Raw genomic sequence first — 19,289 nt, 5'->3', positions numbered from 1 at the left:
TTATGAAAATATCAGTCGAGTTAACGTTAATGCCTCTTAAGGAGGATTACGAACCACCAATCCAAGAGTTTATAAAAGATTTAAGAGCTTCAGAGTTTACTGTTTTAGAGAACCCGTTAAGTACGCAAGTCTACGGAGATTTCGATAAATTGATGCCCTTTCTTACAGAAGCATTAAAAACATCCTTCCAAAATCAAAATGGTGTTATAGCAAACATGAAAATTGTGAAGAGCGATAGAAGTGACTATGTCCCAAATTTTTAATTTTTTATTTGGACAATACGAGGGATATCAGACTATAAATATCGTACTAGAAATAGTGGCTGTTATTTTTGGGTTTTTATCCGTTTGGTATTCAAAACAGAACAATATTTTGGTGTTTCCTACCGGAATGATCAGTACCCTTATTTTTGTGTACCTCCTGCTTCATTGGGGGTTATTGGGCGATATGATGATTAACGCTTATTATTTTATTATGAGTGTTTACGGTTGGTATTTTTGGACGCGTAAATCGGATAGTGAAGCTATTACACCCATTACTAAAACCACTAAGAAAGAACAGAAAATTGGAGTTGCTATATTTATCGCAACCATGATTTTTGTTTATATAGTCTATACCATTTTCGATAAATTAACAAGTTGGGTCGCTTGGATAGATATACTTACTACGGGACTGTTTTTTGTTGGTATGTGGCTTATGGCCAAACGAAAAGTAGAAAATTGGATTCTATGGATTATTGCCGATATTATCTCTATTCCACTTTATTTTTATAAAGGATTTACATTTACAAGTTTACAGTATTTAGGATTTACATTTATAGCAATTTCAGGATATTACGCATGGAAAAAGACCTTAGACAACAAGATTCAGACCTCTTAAAAATCGTGTTGTTTGGACCAGAGTCGACAGGGAAAACGGTGTTGGCAAAGCAATTGGCAGAACACTATAAAACCGTTTTTGTACCCGAATTTTCCAGAACATATGCCTTGGAAAAAAATAAAACTAATGAAGTCTTAACCGAAGACGATGTCTTGCCGATAGCAAAAGGGCAAATGTTTTTAGAGAATGAGTTAACCAAAGGCGCTAAAAATTTATTAATTTGTGATACGAATTTGTTAGAGACGAAAGTCTATGCAGAAGTCTATTATAAAGGATTTTATAATGAAAATTTAACAGCTTCAGCACTTCATAATTATTATAATTTGTACTTTTTAACGTATATTGACATCCCTTGGGAAGCAGACGAAGTTAGAGACAAACCCAACGAAAGAGAAACTATGTTTAATGCTTTTAAAGCGGCGTTAGACAATAACCAGAAACCTTATGTTTTACTAAAAGGAAGCTTTAAAGAACGTTTCGATTTAGCAGTAAAACATATAGATAAATTAATATTAGAACACGCATGAATTTTTCAGAACAAGATTTAAAACAAATAGAAGTTAAAGGGCTTACGCTACAAAAAATAGATTCACAAGTAAAACAATTTATAGATGGAATTCCTTTTATAGATTTAGAATCGCCAGCAGTATTAAACCACGGACTACTAAAATTTGATGATGCCGAACGTAAATCTTATGTAGATGCTTATGATGATAAACGTAAAAATTTATCTGTTTTAAAGTTTGTACCTGCTTCTGGAGCAGCAACAAGAATGTTTAAAAACTTGTTCAATTTTGTTTCTAAATATAATCCGGAAGGCGAGGAGACATTTAAGGCGTATATAGAAAAAACAAATGATATAAATCTGGCTTCATTTTTTGAAGGTTTAGAAGATTTGCCTTTTTATAAATTAGTAATCGACGTCATTAATAGTAACTATCCAGAGTATTCATCTTTCTCAGCAGATAAGCAAAAATGGATTTTTGTAAATGTTATGTTAGATGAAAAATATTTAGATTATGGTTCGTTTCCAAAAGGATTATTGCCTTTTCATAAATACGACGATCACATTTCTACAGCATTCGAAGAGCATTTATTCGAAGCGGCTTCTTATGCTTCAGCAAATGGTAAAGCGAATTTACATTTCACAATTTCAGAAACACATAACGATAAATTTGAAGCTGAATTTAGCAAGATAAAGCCACTTGTAGAGCAGCAGACTGAATTAGAATATAATATTTCATTTTCATTCCAAAAACAATCTACAGATACGATTGCATTAACGCCAGAAAAAGAACCGTTTCGTGAAGACTACGGAAGCTTATTATTTAGACCTTCTGGACATGGTGCTTTAATCGAAAATTTAAACGACTTAGATGCCGATGTCATCTTTATTAAGAATATTGATAATGTAGTGGTTTCTAAATTTAAAGATAATATTGTAGAGTATAAAAAAGTACTTGCAGGTGTGTTAATAGAATTGCAAGAACAGGCATTTACATATTTAAATGATTTAGATAAAGGGGAAGCAGATGAAGCTGAACTAATTGAAATTGCTGAGTTTGTAACACGAAAACTGAACGTTGATATTGCAATTGATTTTGAGCGATTTGCAAACACGTACAAAATAGAATATTTGAAAGAAAAACTAAACCGCCCAATCCGAATTTGTGGGATGGTTAAAAATGAAGGAGAACCAGGTGGAGGACCGTTTTGGGTAGAAGACCATAATGGTAACTTATCGCTTCAAATTGTCGAATCGGCACAAATCGATCTTGAGAATAAAATTCAGAAAGATATATTAAGCGGATCGACACATTTTAATCCGGTAGATTTAGTTTGCGGAACAAAAGATTACGAAGGTAATGCGTTCGACTTATCAAAATTTGTAGATCCTACTACTGGATTTATTACTCAGAAAACAAAAGAAGGAAAAGAATTATTAGCACTAGAATTACCAGGATTATGGAATGGCGCTATGGCGAATTGGAATACTGTTTTCGTAGAAGTGCCCTTAAATACATTTAATCCTGTAAAAACGGTTGCCGATTTATTGAAACCGGCGCATCAGATGTAAATATGATTGATGAAGCGCTACTTATAACCGAATTATCTTTTAAAGCCGTACGCAGTTCCGGAGCAGGAGGTCAGCATGTAAATAAAGTGTCTTCAAAAGTAGAATTAAGTTTTAGCATTTTAGAATCTTCAGCATTAAATGAAGTGCAAAAAGAACGACTCATAACCAAACTTCAGCCGCGATTAACAAAAAATCAGGTGTTATTATTGCAATGCGACGAAAGCCGTAGTCAGCATAAAAACAAGGAATTGGTTATCAGTCGTTTTTTACAAACTATCCACCAAGGGCTAAAAGTCGCAAAAAAGAGACGGCCAACACGCGTCCCGAAATCTGCAATAAAAAAACGTCTTAAAGGTAAAAAAGTAACATCGGAAAGAAAGGCAACAAGACGCAAGCCAAACTTAGATTAGAATTCTAAAGAAATAATTAGAAGTATTCAAAATAGTTTCTACCTTTGTGCCGTTCTCAAATAAAGGGGTGCCTAATATCGGCTGAGATCATACCCATTGAACCTAGAACAGGTAATGCTGTTTAGGAATCGAGCGTTAAAAAAATGTCTATTAGATATTTTAACGAAAACGATAAAATTCGATGCTATTTTCACTTCTAAATTTTATCATGTTCAAGGAAACATGCCAGGATTTAAATAAGAAAAATAACATTTTATAGTATTGTAATCATTTAAGCGCTCAAAAATAAAATCAATCTAAAATACAGAATAAGGGCCTCTTTTTATTCGGTTAACATACTATCGAATGAAACATATAATTGTTTTTATATGCTGTGTAATTATAAATATTACGGCATATGCTCAAGAGCAAAAACCAAAAGATTCTACGGCTACAAAGACCGAAACTTTAGACGAAATTCTAGTTACAGCAGTACGCGTAAATGCGACTTCGCCAATTACACACTCTAATGTAGATAAAGAAACATTAGCCAAACGAAATCTTGGACAAGACATTCCTGTTTTGTTAAATTACTTACCTTCTGTGGTCACAACTAGTGATGCGGGTGCAGGAGTTGGATATACCGGAATTCGTGTTCGCGGTGTAAGTGCACAGTCTACAAATGTTACCATTAACGGAATCCCTTATAACGATGCAGAATCTTTAGGTACCTTCTGGGTGAACCTTGGAGATATTGCTTCGTCTGTAGAGAGTCTGCAACTGCAACGTGGTGTTGGGACATCTACAAATGGTTCTGGTGCCTTTGGTGCAAGTATTAACGTGCTAACAGATGCTGTTTCTAATGAGGCAAGCGCAGAAATTTCTAATAGCTTTGGTAGTTTTAATACAAGAAAACACACGGCTAAATTCAGTACTGGTTTATTAAATGATCATATTGAAATTGCAGGTCGTTTATCTGTAATTAATTCTGATGGATACATAGATCGTGCGTCTACCGAATTAAAATCTTATTTCTTACAAGCCTCTTATGTCGATGATAATACTTTAATAAAAGCCATCACGTTTGGAGGTCATGAAAACACCTATCAATCTTGGAATGGAATAGAAGATTTAGATAAATTAAGAAATGACAGAACCTATAATTCTGCAGGTCTGTATACCGATGAAGATGGTAATGATCAATTCTATGATGATGAGGTAGATAACTATCAGCAAGATCACTATCAATTACACTGGAACGAGCGTTTCGATAATAATTGGTCTACAAACTTAGGATTAAACTATACTAAAGGGAGTGGGTATTTCGAACAATATAAAGAAGATGAATCTTTTGATGATTATGGATTGGATAATGTAACTATTGGAGGAGAAACTATCGAAACCACAGACATTATTCGTCGTCGTTGGTTAGATAACGATTTCTATGTAGTGAATGCTAACGTAAATTTTAAAAATGATTTTGTAGATGCATTTTTCGGAGGATCTTTTAGTACGTATGATGGTGATCATTTTGGAGAAATAATTTGGTCTAAATATGCTAGTAATAGTGAAAAAGGCGATCATTATTACGATGGAAACGGGAAGAAACAAGATGTAAGTGTGTTTACTAAAGCAACGTATAGATTGAATTCTCAGTGGAGTTTGTATGGCGATTTACAACTGCGTTTTGTAGATTATAAAACAACAGGTATAGATTCCGATCGTTTGCCACTTAATATCGACGAGCAATACAGTTTCTTTAATCCGAAAGCAGGTGTAACGTACGAGCTAAATAATAACAATAATATGTACTTCTCTTACGCAAGAGCAAACAGAGAACCAAACCGCGACGATTTTCAGAATAATCCAGATGTGAAACCTGAGCAATTAAACGATTTCGAATTAGGTTGGAGACACGAAAAGCAGCGTTTTAAATTCAATGCGAATGTGTATTATATGCAATATAACGAACAACTAATTCTTACCGGAGGTATTGATGGTGTGGGGAATCCTATCCGAACAAATAGTGGAGAAAGTTACCGTCTAGGTTTGGAAATTGAATCGGCGATTGGTATATCTAAATCATTTTCAATTCAGCCAAATGTGACGTTTAGTACGAATAAAAATAAATCAATCTATCAGTCTTTCGATGGTGAATTAAAAGATTTCGGATCTACAAATATTTCATTCTCACCAGATATTGTTTTGGGGAATGCTATCGTGTTTCAGCCAAACGACCTTTTTCAAGTGTCGCTATTGAGTAAATTTGTAGGCGAGCAGTATATGGGAAATACAGATGCTGAACGCTCTAAATTAGATAGTTATTTTGTGAATGATTTAAATATCACTTACGAGTTTAAAATGAAATCTATTTTTAAATCGATTATTCTTAGTGGTATCGTAAACAATATCTTTAATGAGAAATATGTCTCTAATGGATACTATTATACTTACGATGACGATTGGAGTGATGCAAATGCAGTAACAACTATAGAAGGTTCGGGGTATTATCCTCAAGCCACGACTAACTTTTTAGTAGGAGCGACTTTAAAGTTTTAAAGAAAGTAAAAGGCGATTCTTTTAACAGAATCGCCTTTTTTTAATTGTATACACGTATAATGTTTCCGCTAACTTCTACGCGATAAGGTTGCAATGTATAACCTCCGGTAGTTCCTGTTTCGGGAAGACCATTAATAATATTGTACGAATTACCATCGTCGCAACTACAGGTTGCAATAATACCATTCAATTCTAAAGCAGAACATGAAGTAATAGGGTGATTTGGATCACTTAATTCGAATGCGGCATATTGATTACTTCCAAAATAGTAGAGAACGACACCGTTTATACCATCATTGTCTTGTCTAAGTGTAATGTAGTTTCCTGGGAAATTCAGACTGTTATATTGTGGTAAAGATGTATTGATGCGGTTTCCTGTATCAAAAGAGTAATCTGGTAAATTAGGATTATTTAATATACTATCGTCAGAACTGCAATTCACCATCACTAAGACAGTTATTACAATAAAAAAAAGTTTTTTCATAGGTGAAATTTCGGTCTGCAATTTACAACAAAAAGTAGTTTGAGATAAATATTTTGTATATTTGTAACACAATCTCGTACTGCGAGATTTTTTATGTTTTATAAACTGCGGTTTGTGAAACATATTTTTTTGAATTAAAACGATGAAGTTATGAGTAAAAAATCTTATTACACTGCAGGAGGACTAAAGAAGCTAAGAGACGAACTAAGACAATTAAAAGATATAGAGCGGCCACGTGCCTCTCAAGCCATAGGTGAAGCAAGAGACAAAGGGGATTTAAGTGAAAATGCCGAGTATGATGCTGCCAAAGAAGCGCAAGGCATGTTAGAGATGAAAATTGCTAAATTGGAAGACGTTTTAGCTGGAGCTCGCGTAATTGACGAGTCGCAATTAGATGCTTCTAAAATATTAGTATTATCTAAGGTTAAAATTAAAAATCAAACCAACGGTATGGAAATGAATTACATCTTAGTTGCAGATGGTGAAGCCGATTTAAAATCAGGAAGAATATCTGTAAACTCTCCAATTGGTAAAGGTTTATTAGGTAAATCTGTTGGCGATGTTGCCGAAATTCAAGTGCCTAGTGGGATAATGAAATTCGATATTATAGAAATTTCTAGATAATAATCTGAAATAATTTATTGACTGGATTCCTAAAGTTTTAAACTGAAATTACGCTCGGTTTGATATAAAACTCTAGGAATCTTTTTATATTTACCTAACTAAATTCAATATTATGGCTTCTATTTTTAGTAAAATCATTTCAGGAGAAATTCCATGTTATAAAGTTGCAGAAACAGACGATTTCTTAGCATTTTTAGATATTAATCCCAATGCGAAAGGACATACGCTTTGTATTCCTAAGCAAGAAGTAGATAAGATTTTCGATATGGACGATGCGCTATATATAGGATTAATGAAGTTTTCTAAGGAAGTGGCTACTGCATTGAAAAAAGCAGTGCCTTGTAAACGTGTTGGAATGACTGTAATTGGACTAGAAGTACCCCATGCTCATGTACATTTAATTCCTTTAAATACGATGGAAGACGCACGTTTCTTGCAAAAAACTAACGTGTCTAAAGAAGAGTTTCAAGAGATTGCCTCTGCAATTAGTCAGGCGATGTAATTAGGAAATCGCAGGTGTTTCCTTGTCGATCTTTAAAGTGATTTGCATGGTTGTGCCTTTGCCGACCTCCGAATGTGATACTCTTATTTTTCCGTCATGGAAATCTTCAATAATACGACGTGCGAGCGATAATCCTAATCCCCAGCCACGTTTTTTAGTTGTAAAACCAGGTTCGAAAACACGGTTAAATTTAGCTTTAGATAAGCCTTTTCCAGTGTCTATTACATTTATTTTTACGTCTTGCCCAGAAGCTATGATCTGAACCGCTAACTTGCCTTTGCCTTTCATGGCATCAATGGCATTTTTAACCAAATTTTCAATAGTCCAACTATATAGTTGTGCATTTAATTGTACTGGAATTTCATGTTGCGGAACGTCGATACTAAATGCGACTAATTTTGAAGATCGTGTTTTTAAATAATCAAAAGACTCTAGTGTTTCCCTTACAATATCTGTTTTAGTTAATGTAGGTACAGATCCTATTTTACTAAAACGTTCGGTAATGGTTTCTAGACGGCTAATATCTTTCTCAATCTCGGCTATATATTCAGGATTCACTTCCTCCATCTTTAATATTTCGGTCCAACCAATTAAAGACGATAGAGGCGTACCTATTTGATGAGCCGTTTCTTTGGCCATTCCGGACCACAATTTATTCTGCGTTGCAATTTTAGTACTGCGGTAAAAGTTATAGACTAGTCCTGCAAAAAGCACTAGGATAAGTACAAAAGCAATCGGATAATATTTTAGTTTGTTTAAAAGCGGCGAATTTCCATAGTATAAAGTGTTTAAAACTTTACCGTCGTAAATAATTTCTATCGGATGGTTTTCTTGTTCAAATTCTAAAATAAGGTCTTTAACTATGGCTGTATCTTTAGCGTCTTTTTCATGCAAATTATTGTGTTCCACATTACCATTTAGATCTACCATGATCATAGGAGTCGTGGTGTTACTTTGCAAAATCTGAAGAGGTAATTCACCGATGTCACCATCTAGGTTGGTGCTTTTTATTAAATCGCGTTGTGCCGCCGACCAATTTTCCATTTTTATACGTTCTTCAGCTTTAAAACTCTGAAAAAACATATACGTATTCCATAAAATAAGCGCAATAATTACAAACGAGAATCCGATAAATATCCAACGGATGAGGTTTTTATGTTTGGTAAAAAGCATGAAAACTAGTTTTAGTGGTAATATAATGCAAATCTGTTAATAATATTGTGCTATCAAGTGTTCAAATCATTTTTTGTTAATTGATAGAATAGTTACCTTTGTGTCGTAATATAGAATTAAACAGACGTGGTTTAATGATAACTAATTACTAGTGCAAGGGTTAGCTTGTTTTAACGGCTAATTAGAACTAAGCGTAATTAGTAGGTCTCACTAATTTAGTTTTTTTACAAATCTGGTAAAATCTTCTGTTTTGAAGGTTTACTAGAGTGTCAGATTCAAATTAATTCAGTAAAACATACGTCGTTAAAAGAAAATTTTAATGTGGTTGTAATAATTAGTGTAAATTACGACTTAGTATATTATGTACTGAATATGAAAATGGCGTTGATAAATTGAAGCATGGATTTACCTTATAATTAAAGGTGTGAAATTAAATGTGTATTTATCTTAATGCATGAATATAAAGAGAGTTTTTTTAATAGAAATTTAATGTAATGGAAGTACAAGGAAAAGTAAAAATGGTAGGAGAAACCCAAACCTTCGGGAGTAATGGGTTCAGAAAAAGAGAGTTGGTAGTTACAACAGAAGAACAATATCCTCAACATATATTAGTAGAATTTGTTCAGGACAAAACAGATTTACTAAACAGTTACAAAGTAGGACAAAACGTAAAAGTGAGTATTAACTTAAGAGGTAGAGATTGGGTGAATCCACAAGGAGAAACCAAATATTTTAACTCAATCCAAGGTTGGAGAATTGAAGCTGTACAAGATGACGCTTCAGGTGCAGTTCCTCAAGGACCTCCAGCAGATGCTTTTGAGCCAGCTTCTAGTTTAAAAGAAGATGACCACGACGATTTACCTTTCTAGTGAAGGTATACTATGACTAATTCAAAGTGTGATTAACCTCAATATCTAATGATATTGGGGTTTTTTAATTTTATGTCAATACTTTTTTTAAATTAGGAGAATGAAATTTTTAAAATCTAAAATAGAATTTCCGGATATTAAAGACGCTACTAGCGAAGGACTTCTTGCTGTTGGTGGTGATTTGTCTTCAGATCGTTTACTACTGGCCTACAAGCGTGGTATTTTTCCGTGGTTCGAAGATGATAATGCTATTCTTTGGTGGTCTCCAGATCCTCGTTTTGTATTATATCCAGAAGAATTAAGAGTTTCCAAAAGTATGAAACAAGTGCTTCGGAATTGTAATTTTACAGTAACGGTAAATCAAGCATTTCCTAGAGTAATTGAAGCATGTGCCGAAATTAAACGCAACGGGCAAACAGGGACATGGATTACCAAAAACATGACAGATGCCTATATAGAATTACATGAAATGGGGTTTGCAAAGTCCATTGAAGTGTGGGAAAACGACGAGCTAGTTGGAGGTTTCTATGGTTTGGATTTAGGTAACGATGTGTTTTGTGGCGAAAGTATGTTTTCTAAAGTGAGTAATGCTAGTAAAGCGGCATTTATCACTTTTGTACAAAACACCGATTACAAAATTATAGATTGCCAAATACATACCCATCACTTAGAAAGTCTTGGAGGTCGTTCGATTCCTAGAGCTGAATATTTAAAATATCTGTAACCCGAAGTTAAACTTCATTATAACGGAAACAATTTACTTCGTGATCGTTAACCATTCCTGTAGCTTGCATATGCGCATAAATAACAGTTGAGCCTACAAATTTAAATCCGCGTTTTTTTAAATCTTTACTTAATGCATCGCTTAACGGTGTGTTTGCTGGCGCTTCTTTATAATGTTGAACCTTATTTTTTATCGGAGCTCCATCTACAAAATTCCAGATGTAAGTACTAAAGCTTCCAAACTCTTCTTGAATTTTAATAAAAGCTTGTGCATTACTAATCGTTGCTTTTATTTTAAGTTTATTTCTTACAATTCCAGCATCTTCGGCTAAAGCATCTTGTTTGGTTTGTGTGTAATTTGCTATTTTTTTATAATCGAAATTATCGAATGCTTTTCTAAAATGCTCTCGTTTTCTAAGAATCGTTATCCAACTTAACCCCGCTTGAAAGGTTTCAAGAATTAGAAATTCAAAGAGTGTAGCGTCGTCTTTTACAGGAACTCCCCATTCCAAATCGTGGTAAGATTCGTATAAATCATCATTTTTACACCAACCACATCTGTGCTTTTCCATCTTGTAAGGTTTTAAATTAATAGCTACTAATGTAACAACAGTTACCTTAAAAAAAATATTTATAAAGTAAATTTGTAGGGTAAAACAAAGAATTTTATGGAAGCAGTACGTAGTATAGTTAAAAATGAAGTAGTTAAAGCAGGTTTAGATAATGCCATGTCTTATCAGGATTTTAGAGATTTAGTTAAAGATTTATCTAAAACAGGAGGAACTACAGGTGTCGAACAAACCGCAGCTTTAGTAGGATATACAAAAGTGAACGAAAGCCGTATGAAACGATGGGATAAAACACTTAAAGTGTCTGAGCTAGCTACAGAAGCGATCCAAAACTTTAAAGGTGATATTACTTGGTTGGTTATAGCCGAAAGCTGGTGTGGAGATGCTGCACACGTTTTACCTATTATGAATAAGGTGGCAGAATTAAACGAAAATATCGACTTAAAAGTGGTGCTTCGTGATACTAACGACGATTTAATGACTATGTTTTTAACTAACGGAGGGAAATCTATTCCGAAGTTAATTATGATAGATAATACAACTGGTGAAGTGGTTAATACGTTTGGACCAAGACCAACAGTAGCGACAAAATTTGTAGCAGACTATAAAGCAGAGCATGGTGTATTAACTCCAGAATTTAAGGAATCTCTACAAACATGGTATAACTTAGATAAAGGACAAAGTACCATAACAGATTTACTAGAATTGTTAGGGGCTTAATTTTTGCCTTCAAAATAAAATGTAATCGAACCAATCTGAGACGGTTTCGATGCATCAGAGCTAAAACGTGCTTTTTTGGCGTACTCAAGTGCACTGTCAATTAAGCACTCATTTTTAGAATTAGATGCAGTATTTACATAAGTATCTACAACCTTTCCTGCTGGATTAACAGTAATATTTATAACGATTTTTCCGCTAGCTTCGCATAGATAAATAGGTGTTGGTAAATACACATGCGTTCTGTTTACAAGAGAATAATGCATGCTACTGTTTTTATTTACCGAGGTATTCATAGCTATCTTATTACTAGAATTATTCCCGTTAGAGGCGTTTGATTTACTCTTTTTTCGAGATGTGGCTTTTAAAATACTATTCACACTATTGAAAGACGATATCTCGTCTGCATCTAAATTATTGTCTTCGGAAGTTGTGTTGGTATCTTCAAGCAGATCTTGAGATTTTGTAATGTCTTCTGTTTGTGTAAATCTGGACTTATCGTATGCTTTTGGAGGAGCTATAGGCGTGTAGGCCTTTGCAAAATGTTTGTTGGTTTTCGTGTCGTTAAACGCCTTGTTGGTTTCTGTTTTCGATTGTTGGGATTGCTCTTCAAGCCTTTTTTGTTCTAATGCCTTTGCCGTTTCTTCTTCAGATGGCATAGTGTAATAGGTTTCAGAAATTAATGTATCGTGTTGCGTTAAATGCGCATTAAACATAGTAAGCAATACAATTCCTGCAATAAGAGCTGTAATTAATGCGGCTTTATGTGTATCGATTAATTTCAAAAAAGTGCAGTTTTTGGGGTGAAATCAAAACTAATATACGAGTTTCCCGAAGGTTTAGCCTTTTAACTCTTCTATAAACTGTTCAGGACTTAAAGCATCATCAACGCTGAAGTCTCCGATTTTTGTACGGCGCAAAACAGATAAATGTCCTCCTGATTTTAAGGCTTTTCCAAAATCGTTTGCTAAAGAACGAATGTAAGTTCCTTTGCTACAAACGACTCTAAACTCGACATTGTTATCACAGATATTCGTAATTTCGAATTCAGCGATATGAATGGTTCTTGGCTTAATTTCAACCGTTTCACCAGCGCGAGCAAATTCATATAAACGTTTTCCATCTTTTTTTATTGCTGAAAAAATAGGTGGATACTGTTCGATATCTCCAATAAATTGCTTGGTCGTTTCGTGGATTATTTCAGTAGTAATATGTTCTGTAGGGAAGGTTTCGTCAATCTCTGTTTCTAAGTCAAATGAAGGTGTCGTGCCTCCTAAAACAATAGTTCCAGTATATTCTTTTATCTGACCTTGAAAGGTGTCTATTTGCTTAGTCATTTTACCTGTGCAAATCACCAAAAGTCCTGTTGCTAAAGGATCAAGGGTTCCGGCGTGACCCACTTTTATTTTTTTAATATTGAACGCTTGACGGATTTCCCAGCGCAGTTTATTAACCGCTTGAAAGGAGGTCCAATGTAAAGGTTTATCTATCAGTAAAACTTGTCCGGCTTGGTAATCGTCTAATGTTTTCATATTAATTTAAAACGGTATAACCAATGGCTATGCAACCAACAATGGCGCAATAAATAGCGAAATAAGACAGTTTACTTTTTTTAACCAAAGAAATCATCCAAGTACAAGCGAAAAGACCGCAAATAAAAGCGGTAATAAATCCAGCAGAAAGCGCTGTAATGTTTGTGCTCTCAAAATTTAATTCACCTCCTAAGATATCCTTAGCTATTTTTCCGAAGATTAACGGTACAACCATTAAAAACGAAAAACGAGCGGCTTTGGTTTTGTCGTTTCCTAAAAGGACTGAAGTCGAAATTGTAGCTCCAGATCTTGAAATTCCAGGTAACATAGCAATAGCTTGAGAAATACCTATAATAAATGCATTTTTAAAGGTTACTGGTTTTTCTGTGTCTTTAGCTTTATCGGCAAGAAAAAGCAACACGGCGGTTACAATTAGCATAGAACCTACCAAAAGTAAGTTACCCCCAAAAAGCGCTTCTAATTGGTCTTCGAAAAATAAACCAACAAAAACGGCAGGAATCATGGATAACACAATTTTAGAAACAAATTGTAAATCTTCATTCCATTCGAATTTCAACGCCCCTTTTATAAGGTCTAAAATATCTTTTCTAAAAATAACGATAGTGCTTAATGCTGTTGCAAAGTGAAGCACTACTGTAAATAATAAACTTTCTTCGGGTACAGAATGGTCGCCTAAAATAGCTTTCCCTATTTCTAAATGTCCGCTAGACGATACAGGTAAAAATTCTGTAAGTCCTTGGATTGCTCCGAGGATAATAGCATCAATAGTTTCCATTATTTCTTATTCGGATTTAAAAGTATAGCATAAATCTGAATTACAAATCCTATTAAAACTAAGGTAGGAGCCAGTCGAATTCTTCTGAAACTAAAAATATCTGGACTATATACATTCGGGTCGTCACTACCACCGCCAGACATTAGTATAAAACCTAGTGCAATAACGCCAAGTCCGATAAGCATAAACTTATAATTTTTTTTCCCGAAGATAAACTCTCCTTTATTCAGGTCTTTATTTTTTTGATCTGCCATGTTTATTTTTAATAAGGTATTCGCGTTGAAAGATTTGCAAATTAACGGTTTTATTTAAAAAGAAATCCTAAAGCTTACTTAAAATTACTCTAACTCTATTGAGTCTATGATCTCGTATAATACTGCTTTTTCTTCTTCATTTGTATACGATAATATAAATGATAAGCTGAAGCCATAGCGCACTATACAAAAGAATTCTTGTTCTACTGGATAACCACCAAACGTTGCTTTGGCGCGCATAACATCGAATGTTTCTCCACCTAATATTTTGGTATCAAAGTCTTCTTCGAATTTAAACCCCGCAGGCGTTTCTTTAAGTAATTCTCTAGAATTAAATAAATAATCGCGACCACGAGTAATGGCTGGGTTTCCTCCAACATTTTCTGCAATCACACTTAACGAGGGATTGTAACCTTTAGGTTCTTTTATGGGGTATTTAAAAATAGAAAATAAATACGCCGTATTTATTTGCGAAGCTTTTAAAATAGCTCCCATTTTAGTGTTTTCTCGTGCTAAATATTTTTCACCTTTATCGGTTATCGCTTTAATATTGTGCTTAGATTGTGCAGACCATGCTTCAGGGTAGTCAAAAGTTAATCCAAAATAAGCATTGGTATAGGTATTGTCTTTTGTGTCTCCAAAATCGAAATCTTCAGGTAAGTTTTTAACCTCTTTTTTACAGCTAATTACGCATAAAAAAAGAAGAGATAAGCAAATGGATTTCATCATAATATTAATAATATAATTGGTCGGTTTTTAGATTTAGGAAGCGTTGTGTCGCTATAAATGTACTAATCCAAGTGATTACAATTCCTAAAATAAAAATGGTTACAAATAAGCCTCCCACTAGAATTGGGTTGTTTAATAATTGTAAATCTGGGAATGTTTCATTTAAATAATAGAATACAACAGCCATTCCGATTAAAGCTATAATAGCACCAATAATACCCAATTTTACACTTTTCCAAACAAATGGTCTTCTAATAAAATGTTTGGTTGCGCCTACCATTTGCATGGTTTTTATAGTGAATCGCTTAGAGTACACCGAAAGTCGTATCGAACTATTTATAAGTAATACGGCTATTAATGTAAAAATACCACTGATTACCAAAATCCAGAAGCTAATACGTTTTACGTTTTCATTCATTAGGTTCACCAAGTCGTTATCGTAACGCACTTCTTCAACAAAGGTTTTTGCTAAAGCTTCATCAGAAATTATTTTCAAATGCTCAGACGTCACGAAGTCGGCTTTTAAATGGACATCGATAGAATTTTGCAGCGGATTAAAGCCTAAGAAATTCATAAAATCCTCGCCGTTTTCAGCCTTCATAAATTCAGCCGCTTGTTCTTTAGAAACATACTCGGTTGTTTTTACATACTCGGCCATCGATAAACTTTTCTCAAGCTGTTTCGTTTCAACCTCTTTAGCAGAATCTTTCAAATAGATGGTGACAACAACTTGCTCCTTGAAATGATCGGCAACTTTCTTGGTGTTAAGGACTAGCATACCTAGTAAACCAAGTAAAAATAAGACTAAAGCAATACTCAAGACCACAGAAAAATAAGACGATATTAATCGGCGTTTTTGATAACTTTCAAAAGATGAGCTCATATAAGGATGAATTTGTCTGTAAAAATATAAAAGAAATCTATTTCCTTTAGGATAACAACGTTTAAACTTTCAACATTGTTATAATAACCTTAAATTTGTGTCTTTATTAAGCGGAATACGACAACATGCAATACCATTTTAACGACATAGAAGCCAAGTGGCAAAAATATTGGGCAGAACACAAAACGTTTCAAGCCAAAAATCAATCTGAAAAACCTAAATATTACATACTCGATATGTTTCCTTATCCTTCTGGAGCAGGATTACACGTTGGGCACCCGTTAGGATATATAGCTTCAGATATTTATGCGCGTTACAAACGCCATAAAGGATTTAATGTATTGCATCCACAAGGTTACGATAGTTTTGGTTTACCGGCAGAGCAATATGCGATTCAAACGGGTCAGCATCCTGCAATTACTACAGAAACTAATATCGCTACTTATCGTCGTCAATTAGATCAAATCGGATTTTCTTTCGACTGGTCTCGTGAAGTGCGTACATCGAATCCAGAATATTACAAATGGACACAATGGATTTTTGTGCAATTGTTCAATTCTTGGTTTAATAACGATTCAGCAAAAGCTGAAGATATTTCAACTTTAGAAGCTCTTTTTTCTGCTGAAGGAAATGCCACTGTAAATGCCGTGTGCGACGATAATATCGAACCATTTACTGCTGAAGCTTGGAACGGATTCTCGTCAGAACAAAAACAAGCTGTTTTATTACAATATAGATTAACGTATTTAGCTGAAACCGAAGTCAACTGGTGTCCTGCATTAGGAACGGTTTTAGCAAACGATGAGATTGTAAACGGCGTTTCAGAACGTGGTGGACATACCGTTGTACGTAAAAAAATGACACAATGGAGTATGCGAATTTCTGCCTATGCAGAACGTTTACTTCAAGGTTTAAATACTATTGATTGGACAGATTCTTTAAAGGAGAGTCAGCGTAACTGGATTGGAAAATCTGTAGGTGCTAGTGTAACGTTCCCCATCCTATCCTTCCCCAAAGGGGAAGAGAGAGCAGGTTCTGATAAGCGTGCTGGTTATATGACTGGTGGTGATAATTCGCATTTACTTCTTGAACGTGCAAAAGAGATGCGAGCAAATCCAACACAAGCGGAGGCTGCTTTATGGGAGAGTTTGAGAGGGAAAAAAATTGAGCATAAATTCAGACAACAGCATTTGATAGAAGATTTTATTGTTGATTTTGTTTGTCTTGATAAAAGATTAGTTGTTGAGGTTGATGGAGGGATTCATGAATCACAAGTAGAAGCAGATGCTGCACGAACTTTAGTTTTAGAAGAAAAAGGATTTAAAGTTATTCGTTTTCTAAATGAGAAAGTTTTAGGTGATATTGATGGTGTTTTAAATATTATAAAACAGGAGCTTTCTCAACGAGAATCTTATAAGAGTGAGCAAGCTACCCCTTCGGGGGCTGGGGGGATTTCTGTATTCACCACCCGTCCCGACACTATTTTTGGAGTGAGTTTCATGACGTTAGCACCAGAACACGAATTGGTGTCTAAAATTGTAACTGAAGCACAAAAAGAAGCTGTAGACGCGTATATCGAAAAAACGGCAAAACGTAGTGAACGCGAACGTATGGCCGATGTAAAAACCATTTCTGGTGTCTTTACAGGCGCGTATGCCGAACACCCATTCACTAAAGAGCCTATTGCGATTTGGATTGGGGATTACGTTTTGGCAAGCTACGGAACAGGAGCTGTTATGGCGGTGCCTTGTGGTGACCAACGTGATTACGATTTTGCAAAACACTTTGATATTGCTATCCCAAATATTTTTGAAGGAGTAGATATTTCTGAAGCAGCATTCGCTGAAAAAGGGAATACTAAACTTACAAATAGCGATTTCTTAAACGGTTTGTCTTATAAAGAAGCGAGTCCAAAAGCTATTGAAGCCTTGGAAGCTCTTGGGCAAGGTGAAGGAAAAACAAATTACCGTTTACGCGATGCTGTATTTAGCCGTCAGCGGTATTGGGGAGAACCATTTCCGGTGTATTATGTAAATGGAAAACCACAAATGATTGCAACCGAACATTTACCAATTCGTTTGCCAGAAGTAGAAAAATATTTACCAACCGAAACCGGAGAGCCACCTTTAGGTCGCGCCGATGTTTGGGCTTGGGATACCGAAACACATACCGTTGTTAGCAACGATAACATAAATAACACCACTGTATTTCCATTAGAATTAAACACCATGCCAGGTTGGGCGGGAAGCTCTTGGTATTTCTTCCGTTATATGGAAGAAACGGCTAAACGTGGCGATGCGTTTGCAAGTGAAGACGCCCTTAACTATTGGGAAAGTGTCGATTTATATATTGGTGGAAGCGAACATGCCACTGGACATTTATTATATTCTCGTTTCTGGGTGAAATTCCTAAAAGACCGCGGATTTGTAGGCATAGAAGAACCTTTTAAAAAGCTGATTAACCAAGGGATGATATTGGGTGAGTCATTATTCATTACTAAATATAGTTTATGTGAAAAACCAAATGAAGTTCTTTTAGAAAGTAATGGAGAAATTGTTTTAGCAAATTCAAACCATGATCATAATGATTCAGGTGCCCCCTCAGTATTAAATATAAAAGGTAAGGATTTTGGTTTAATTTGTGAATATGTATATCATGTACCTGTCCATCTTGCAATGGGAAAAAGGATTTATGAAAAGAATTTAGGTTTTTTGTTAGAAACAGATAGACGATTTGAAGGGATAATTATTGATCAGGTCATTTGGGATGGTGAAGACAAGAATGGTAGATTTGTTACTCTGAGAAGTGAAGTCGAAAAAATGTCGAAATCGAAGTACAACGTCGTAAATCCAGACCAAATCTGTGCAGAATATGGTGCAGACAGTTTGCGTTTGTACGAGATGTTCTTAGGACCATTAGAGCAGGCGAAACCTTGGAATACTGCAGGAATTACAGGAGTACACGGTTTCTTGAAAAAATTATGGAAATTATATATTGGTGAAGACGCTGTAAATGTTACTGATGCAGAACCAACGAAAGACAATTTAAAAACGCTTCATAAAACCATTAAAAAGGTACAAGAAGACATCGAGAATTTCTCTTTCAATACATCGGTATCCACGTTTATGATTGCTGTAAACGAATTCAACGCACAAAAATGTGTGAGTAAATCGGTGTTAGAACCGTTCTTAGTTTTGTTATCGCCTTATGCACCACATATTGCTGAAGAATTATGGAGCCAGTTAGGGAATTCGGAATCTATTTCTGAAGCACCTTTCCCAGAATTTGACGGGAGTCATTTAGTAGAAAGCAGTAAAGTGTATCCCATTTCTTTCAACGGAAAAACACGTTTTACTTTAGAGTTGTCTCTAGACTTAAAAAAGGATGAAATTGAGGAGATTGTAATGGCTCACGAAAAAACGCAAGAGCAATTACAAGGACGTACCCCTAAAAAGGTGATTGTTGTGCCAGGGAAGATTATCAACATCGTGGGATAGTCTAAATTCGAATTTAGAAATTTTCAATACATT

The 19,289-nt window shown here is 34.9% G+C and carries 21 protein-coding genes; 12 read left to right on the top strand and 9 right to left on the bottom strand.

Features of this window, described 5'->3' with window-relative positions; genetic code table 11:
- Nucleotides 1-2 precede the first annotated feature (2 nt).
- The 6 genes from ACFFVB_RS01435 (at nucleotide 3) to ACFFVB_RS01410 (ending at nucleotide 5,904) form a co-directional block, all read left to right on the top strand.
- Nucleotides 3-263, top strand: coding sequence for a thiamine-binding protein (locus ACFFVB_RS01435; RefSeq protein WP_382380420.1), 261 nt, complete (start codon nucleotides 3-5; stop codon nucleotides 261-263).
- Nucleotides 247-879 (top strand): nicotinamide riboside transporter PnuC, encoded by a 633-nt coding sequence (gene pnuC / locus ACFFVB_RS01430; RefSeq protein WP_382380418.1) that lies wholly within the window; start codon nucleotides 247-249, stop codon nucleotides 877-879. Before ACFFVB_RS01435 ends, pnuC begins: the two co-directional genes overlap by 17 nt.
- Nucleotides 840-1,406, top strand: a complete 567-nt coding sequence (locus tag ACFFVB_RS01425; protein WP_382380416.1) for an AAA family ATPase — start codon at nucleotides 840-842, stop codon at nucleotides 1,404-1,406. Before pnuC ends, ACFFVB_RS01425 begins: the two co-directional genes overlap by 40 nt.
- Nucleotides 1,403-2,956, top strand: a complete 1,554-nt coding sequence (locus ACFFVB_RS01420) for a DUF4301 family protein (RefSeq protein WP_382380414.1) — start codon at nucleotides 1,403-1,405, stop codon at nucleotides 2,954-2,956. The genes ACFFVB_RS01425 and ACFFVB_RS01420 overlap by 4 nt, the downstream gene beginning before the upstream one ends.
- Nucleotides 2,957-2,958: 2 nt before the next feature.
- Nucleotides 2,959-3,366 (top strand): alternative ribosome rescue aminoacyl-tRNA hydrolase ArfB, encoded by a 408-nt coding sequence (gene arfB, locus ACFFVB_RS01415; protein WP_382380412.1) that lies wholly within the window; start codon nucleotides 2,959-2,961, stop codon nucleotides 3,364-3,366.
- 345 nt (nucleotides 3,367-3,711) lie between these two features.
- A complete protein-coding gene (locus ACFFVB_RS01410; protein ID WP_382380410.1) occupies nucleotides 3,712-5,904 on the top strand; it encodes a TonB-dependent receptor in 2,193 nt (730 codons plus the stop codon).
- Nucleotides 5,905-5,944: 40 nt separating this feature from the next.
- Here the strand turns inward: ACFFVB_RS01410 and ACFFVB_RS01405 are convergent, their stop codons facing one another.
- Entirely contained in the window at nucleotides 5,945-6,388 is a 444-nt protein-coding gene (locus tag ACFFVB_RS01405; RefSeq protein WP_382380408.1) for a hypothetical protein, read from the bottom strand.
- Nucleotides 6,389-6,538: 150 nt separating this feature from the next.
- On the opposite strand from ACFFVB_RS01405, the gene greA reads away from it, so the two are divergent.
- Nucleotides 6,539-7,012, top strand: coding sequence for a transcription elongation factor GreA (gene greA, locus ACFFVB_RS01400; RefSeq protein ID WP_382380406.1), 474 nt, complete (start codon nucleotides 6,539-6,541; stop codon nucleotides 7,010-7,012).
- 112 nt (nucleotides 7,013-7,124) lie between these two features.
- Nucleotides 7,125-7,514, top strand: a complete 390-nt coding sequence (locus tag ACFFVB_RS01395) for an HIT family protein (protein ID WP_382380404.1) — start codon at nucleotides 7,125-7,127, stop codon at nucleotides 7,512-7,514.
- Here the strand turns inward: ACFFVB_RS01395 and ACFFVB_RS01390 are convergent, their stop codons facing one another.
- Nucleotides 7,515-8,687, bottom strand: coding sequence for a sensor histidine kinase (locus tag ACFFVB_RS01390; RefSeq protein WP_382380402.1), 1,173 nt, complete (start codon nucleotides 8,685-8,687; stop codon nucleotides 7,515-7,517).
- 494 nt (nucleotides 8,688-9,181) lie between these two features.
- Between ACFFVB_RS01390 and ACFFVB_RS01385 the strand changes: the two genes are divergently transcribed.
- Complete coding sequence (locus ACFFVB_RS01385; protein WP_382380400.1) at nucleotides 9,182-9,556, top strand: DUF3127 domain-containing protein; 375 nt, start codon at nucleotides 9,182-9,184, stop codon at nucleotides 9,554-9,556.
- A gap of 100 nt (nucleotides 9,557-9,656) precedes the next feature.
- Entirely contained in the window at nucleotides 9,657-10,280 is a 624-nt protein-coding gene (gene aat / locus ACFFVB_RS01380; protein ID WP_382380398.1) for a leucyl/phenylalanyl-tRNA--protein transferase, read from the top strand.
- Nucleotides 10,281-10,287: 7 nt separating this feature from the next.
- Here the strand turns inward: aat and ACFFVB_RS01375 are convergent, their stop codons facing one another.
- Nucleotides 10,288-10,851 carry a DNA-3-methyladenine glycosylase I gene (locus ACFFVB_RS01375; protein WP_382380396.1) on the bottom strand — a complete coding sequence of 188 codons (564 nt, stop codon included), beginning with the start codon at nucleotides 10,849-10,851 and terminating at the stop codon, nucleotides 10,288-10,290.
- Nucleotides 10,852-10,947: 96 nt separating this feature from the next.
- On the opposite strand from ACFFVB_RS01375, the gene ACFFVB_RS01370 reads away from it, so the two are divergent.
- On the top strand, nucleotides 10,948-11,568 hold the full coding sequence (locus ACFFVB_RS01370) for a thioredoxin family protein (RefSeq protein WP_382380394.1): 621 nt from the start codon (nucleotides 10,948-10,950) through the stop codon (nucleotides 11,566-11,568).
- Here ACFFVB_RS01370 and ACFFVB_RS01365 read toward each other — a convergent pair.
- From ACFFVB_RS01365 to ACFFVB_RS01340, 6 genes are all read right to left on the bottom strand, one after another.
- The gene (locus tag ACFFVB_RS01365; protein ID WP_382380392.1) at nucleotides 11,565-12,350 is read right to left on the bottom strand and encodes an energy transducer TonB family protein; all 786 of its coding nucleotides are present in this window, start codon (nucleotides 12,348-12,350) and stop codon (nucleotides 11,565-11,567) included. The two genes, ACFFVB_RS01370 and ACFFVB_RS01365, sit on opposite strands and share 4 nt — an antisense overlap.
- 54 nt (nucleotides 12,351-12,404) lie before the next feature.
- On the bottom strand, nucleotides 12,405-13,097 hold the full coding sequence (truB, locus tag ACFFVB_RS01360) for a tRNA pseudouridine(55) synthase TruB (RefSeq protein ID WP_382380390.1): 693 nt from the start codon (nucleotides 13,095-13,097) through the stop codon (nucleotides 12,405-12,407).
- A gap of 1 nt (nucleotide 13,098) precedes the next feature.
- Nucleotides 13,099-13,893, bottom strand: a complete 795-nt coding sequence (locus ACFFVB_RS01355) for an undecaprenyl-diphosphate phosphatase (RefSeq protein ID WP_382380388.1) — start codon at nucleotides 13,891-13,893, stop codon at nucleotides 13,099-13,101.
- The gene (locus ACFFVB_RS01350; protein WP_382380386.1) at nucleotides 13,893-14,147 is read right to left on the bottom strand and encodes a DUF3098 domain-containing protein; all 255 of its coding nucleotides are present in this window, start codon (nucleotides 14,145-14,147) and stop codon (nucleotides 13,893-13,895) included. Before ACFFVB_RS01350 ends, ACFFVB_RS01355 begins: the two co-directional genes overlap by 1 nt.
- 84 nt (nucleotides 14,148-14,231) lie before the next feature.
- On the bottom strand, nucleotides 14,232-14,876 hold the full coding sequence (locus ACFFVB_RS01345) for a hypothetical protein (RefSeq protein WP_382380384.1): 645 nt from the start codon (nucleotides 14,874-14,876) through the stop codon (nucleotides 14,232-14,234).
- A gap of 4 nt (nucleotides 14,877-14,880) precedes the next feature.
- Complete coding sequence (locus ACFFVB_RS01340; protein ID WP_382380382.1) at nucleotides 14,881-15,759, bottom strand: cell division protein FtsX; 879 nt, start codon at nucleotides 15,757-15,759, stop codon at nucleotides 14,881-14,883.
- A 125-nt stretch (nucleotides 15,760-15,884) separates the two neighbouring features.
- Here ACFFVB_RS01340 and ACFFVB_RS01335 point away from each other — a divergent pair, with 125 nt between their 5' ends.
- Complete coding sequence (locus tag ACFFVB_RS01335) at nucleotides 15,885-19,256, top strand: leucine--tRNA ligase (protein ID WP_382380380.1); 3,372 nt, start codon at nucleotides 15,885-15,887, stop codon at nucleotides 19,254-19,256.
- Nucleotides 19,257-19,289 lie beyond the last annotated feature (33 nt).

It is taken from the genome of Formosa undariae, assembly GCF_042427615.1.
In the GTDB taxonomy this organism is placed as follows: Bacteria; Bacteroidota; Bacteroidia; order Flavobacteriales; family Flavobacteriaceae; genus Formosa; species Formosa undariae.
The sequence above is the reverse complement of the archived record's forward strand: the minus strand, read 5'-3'. Positions and strand labels throughout refer to the sequence as shown.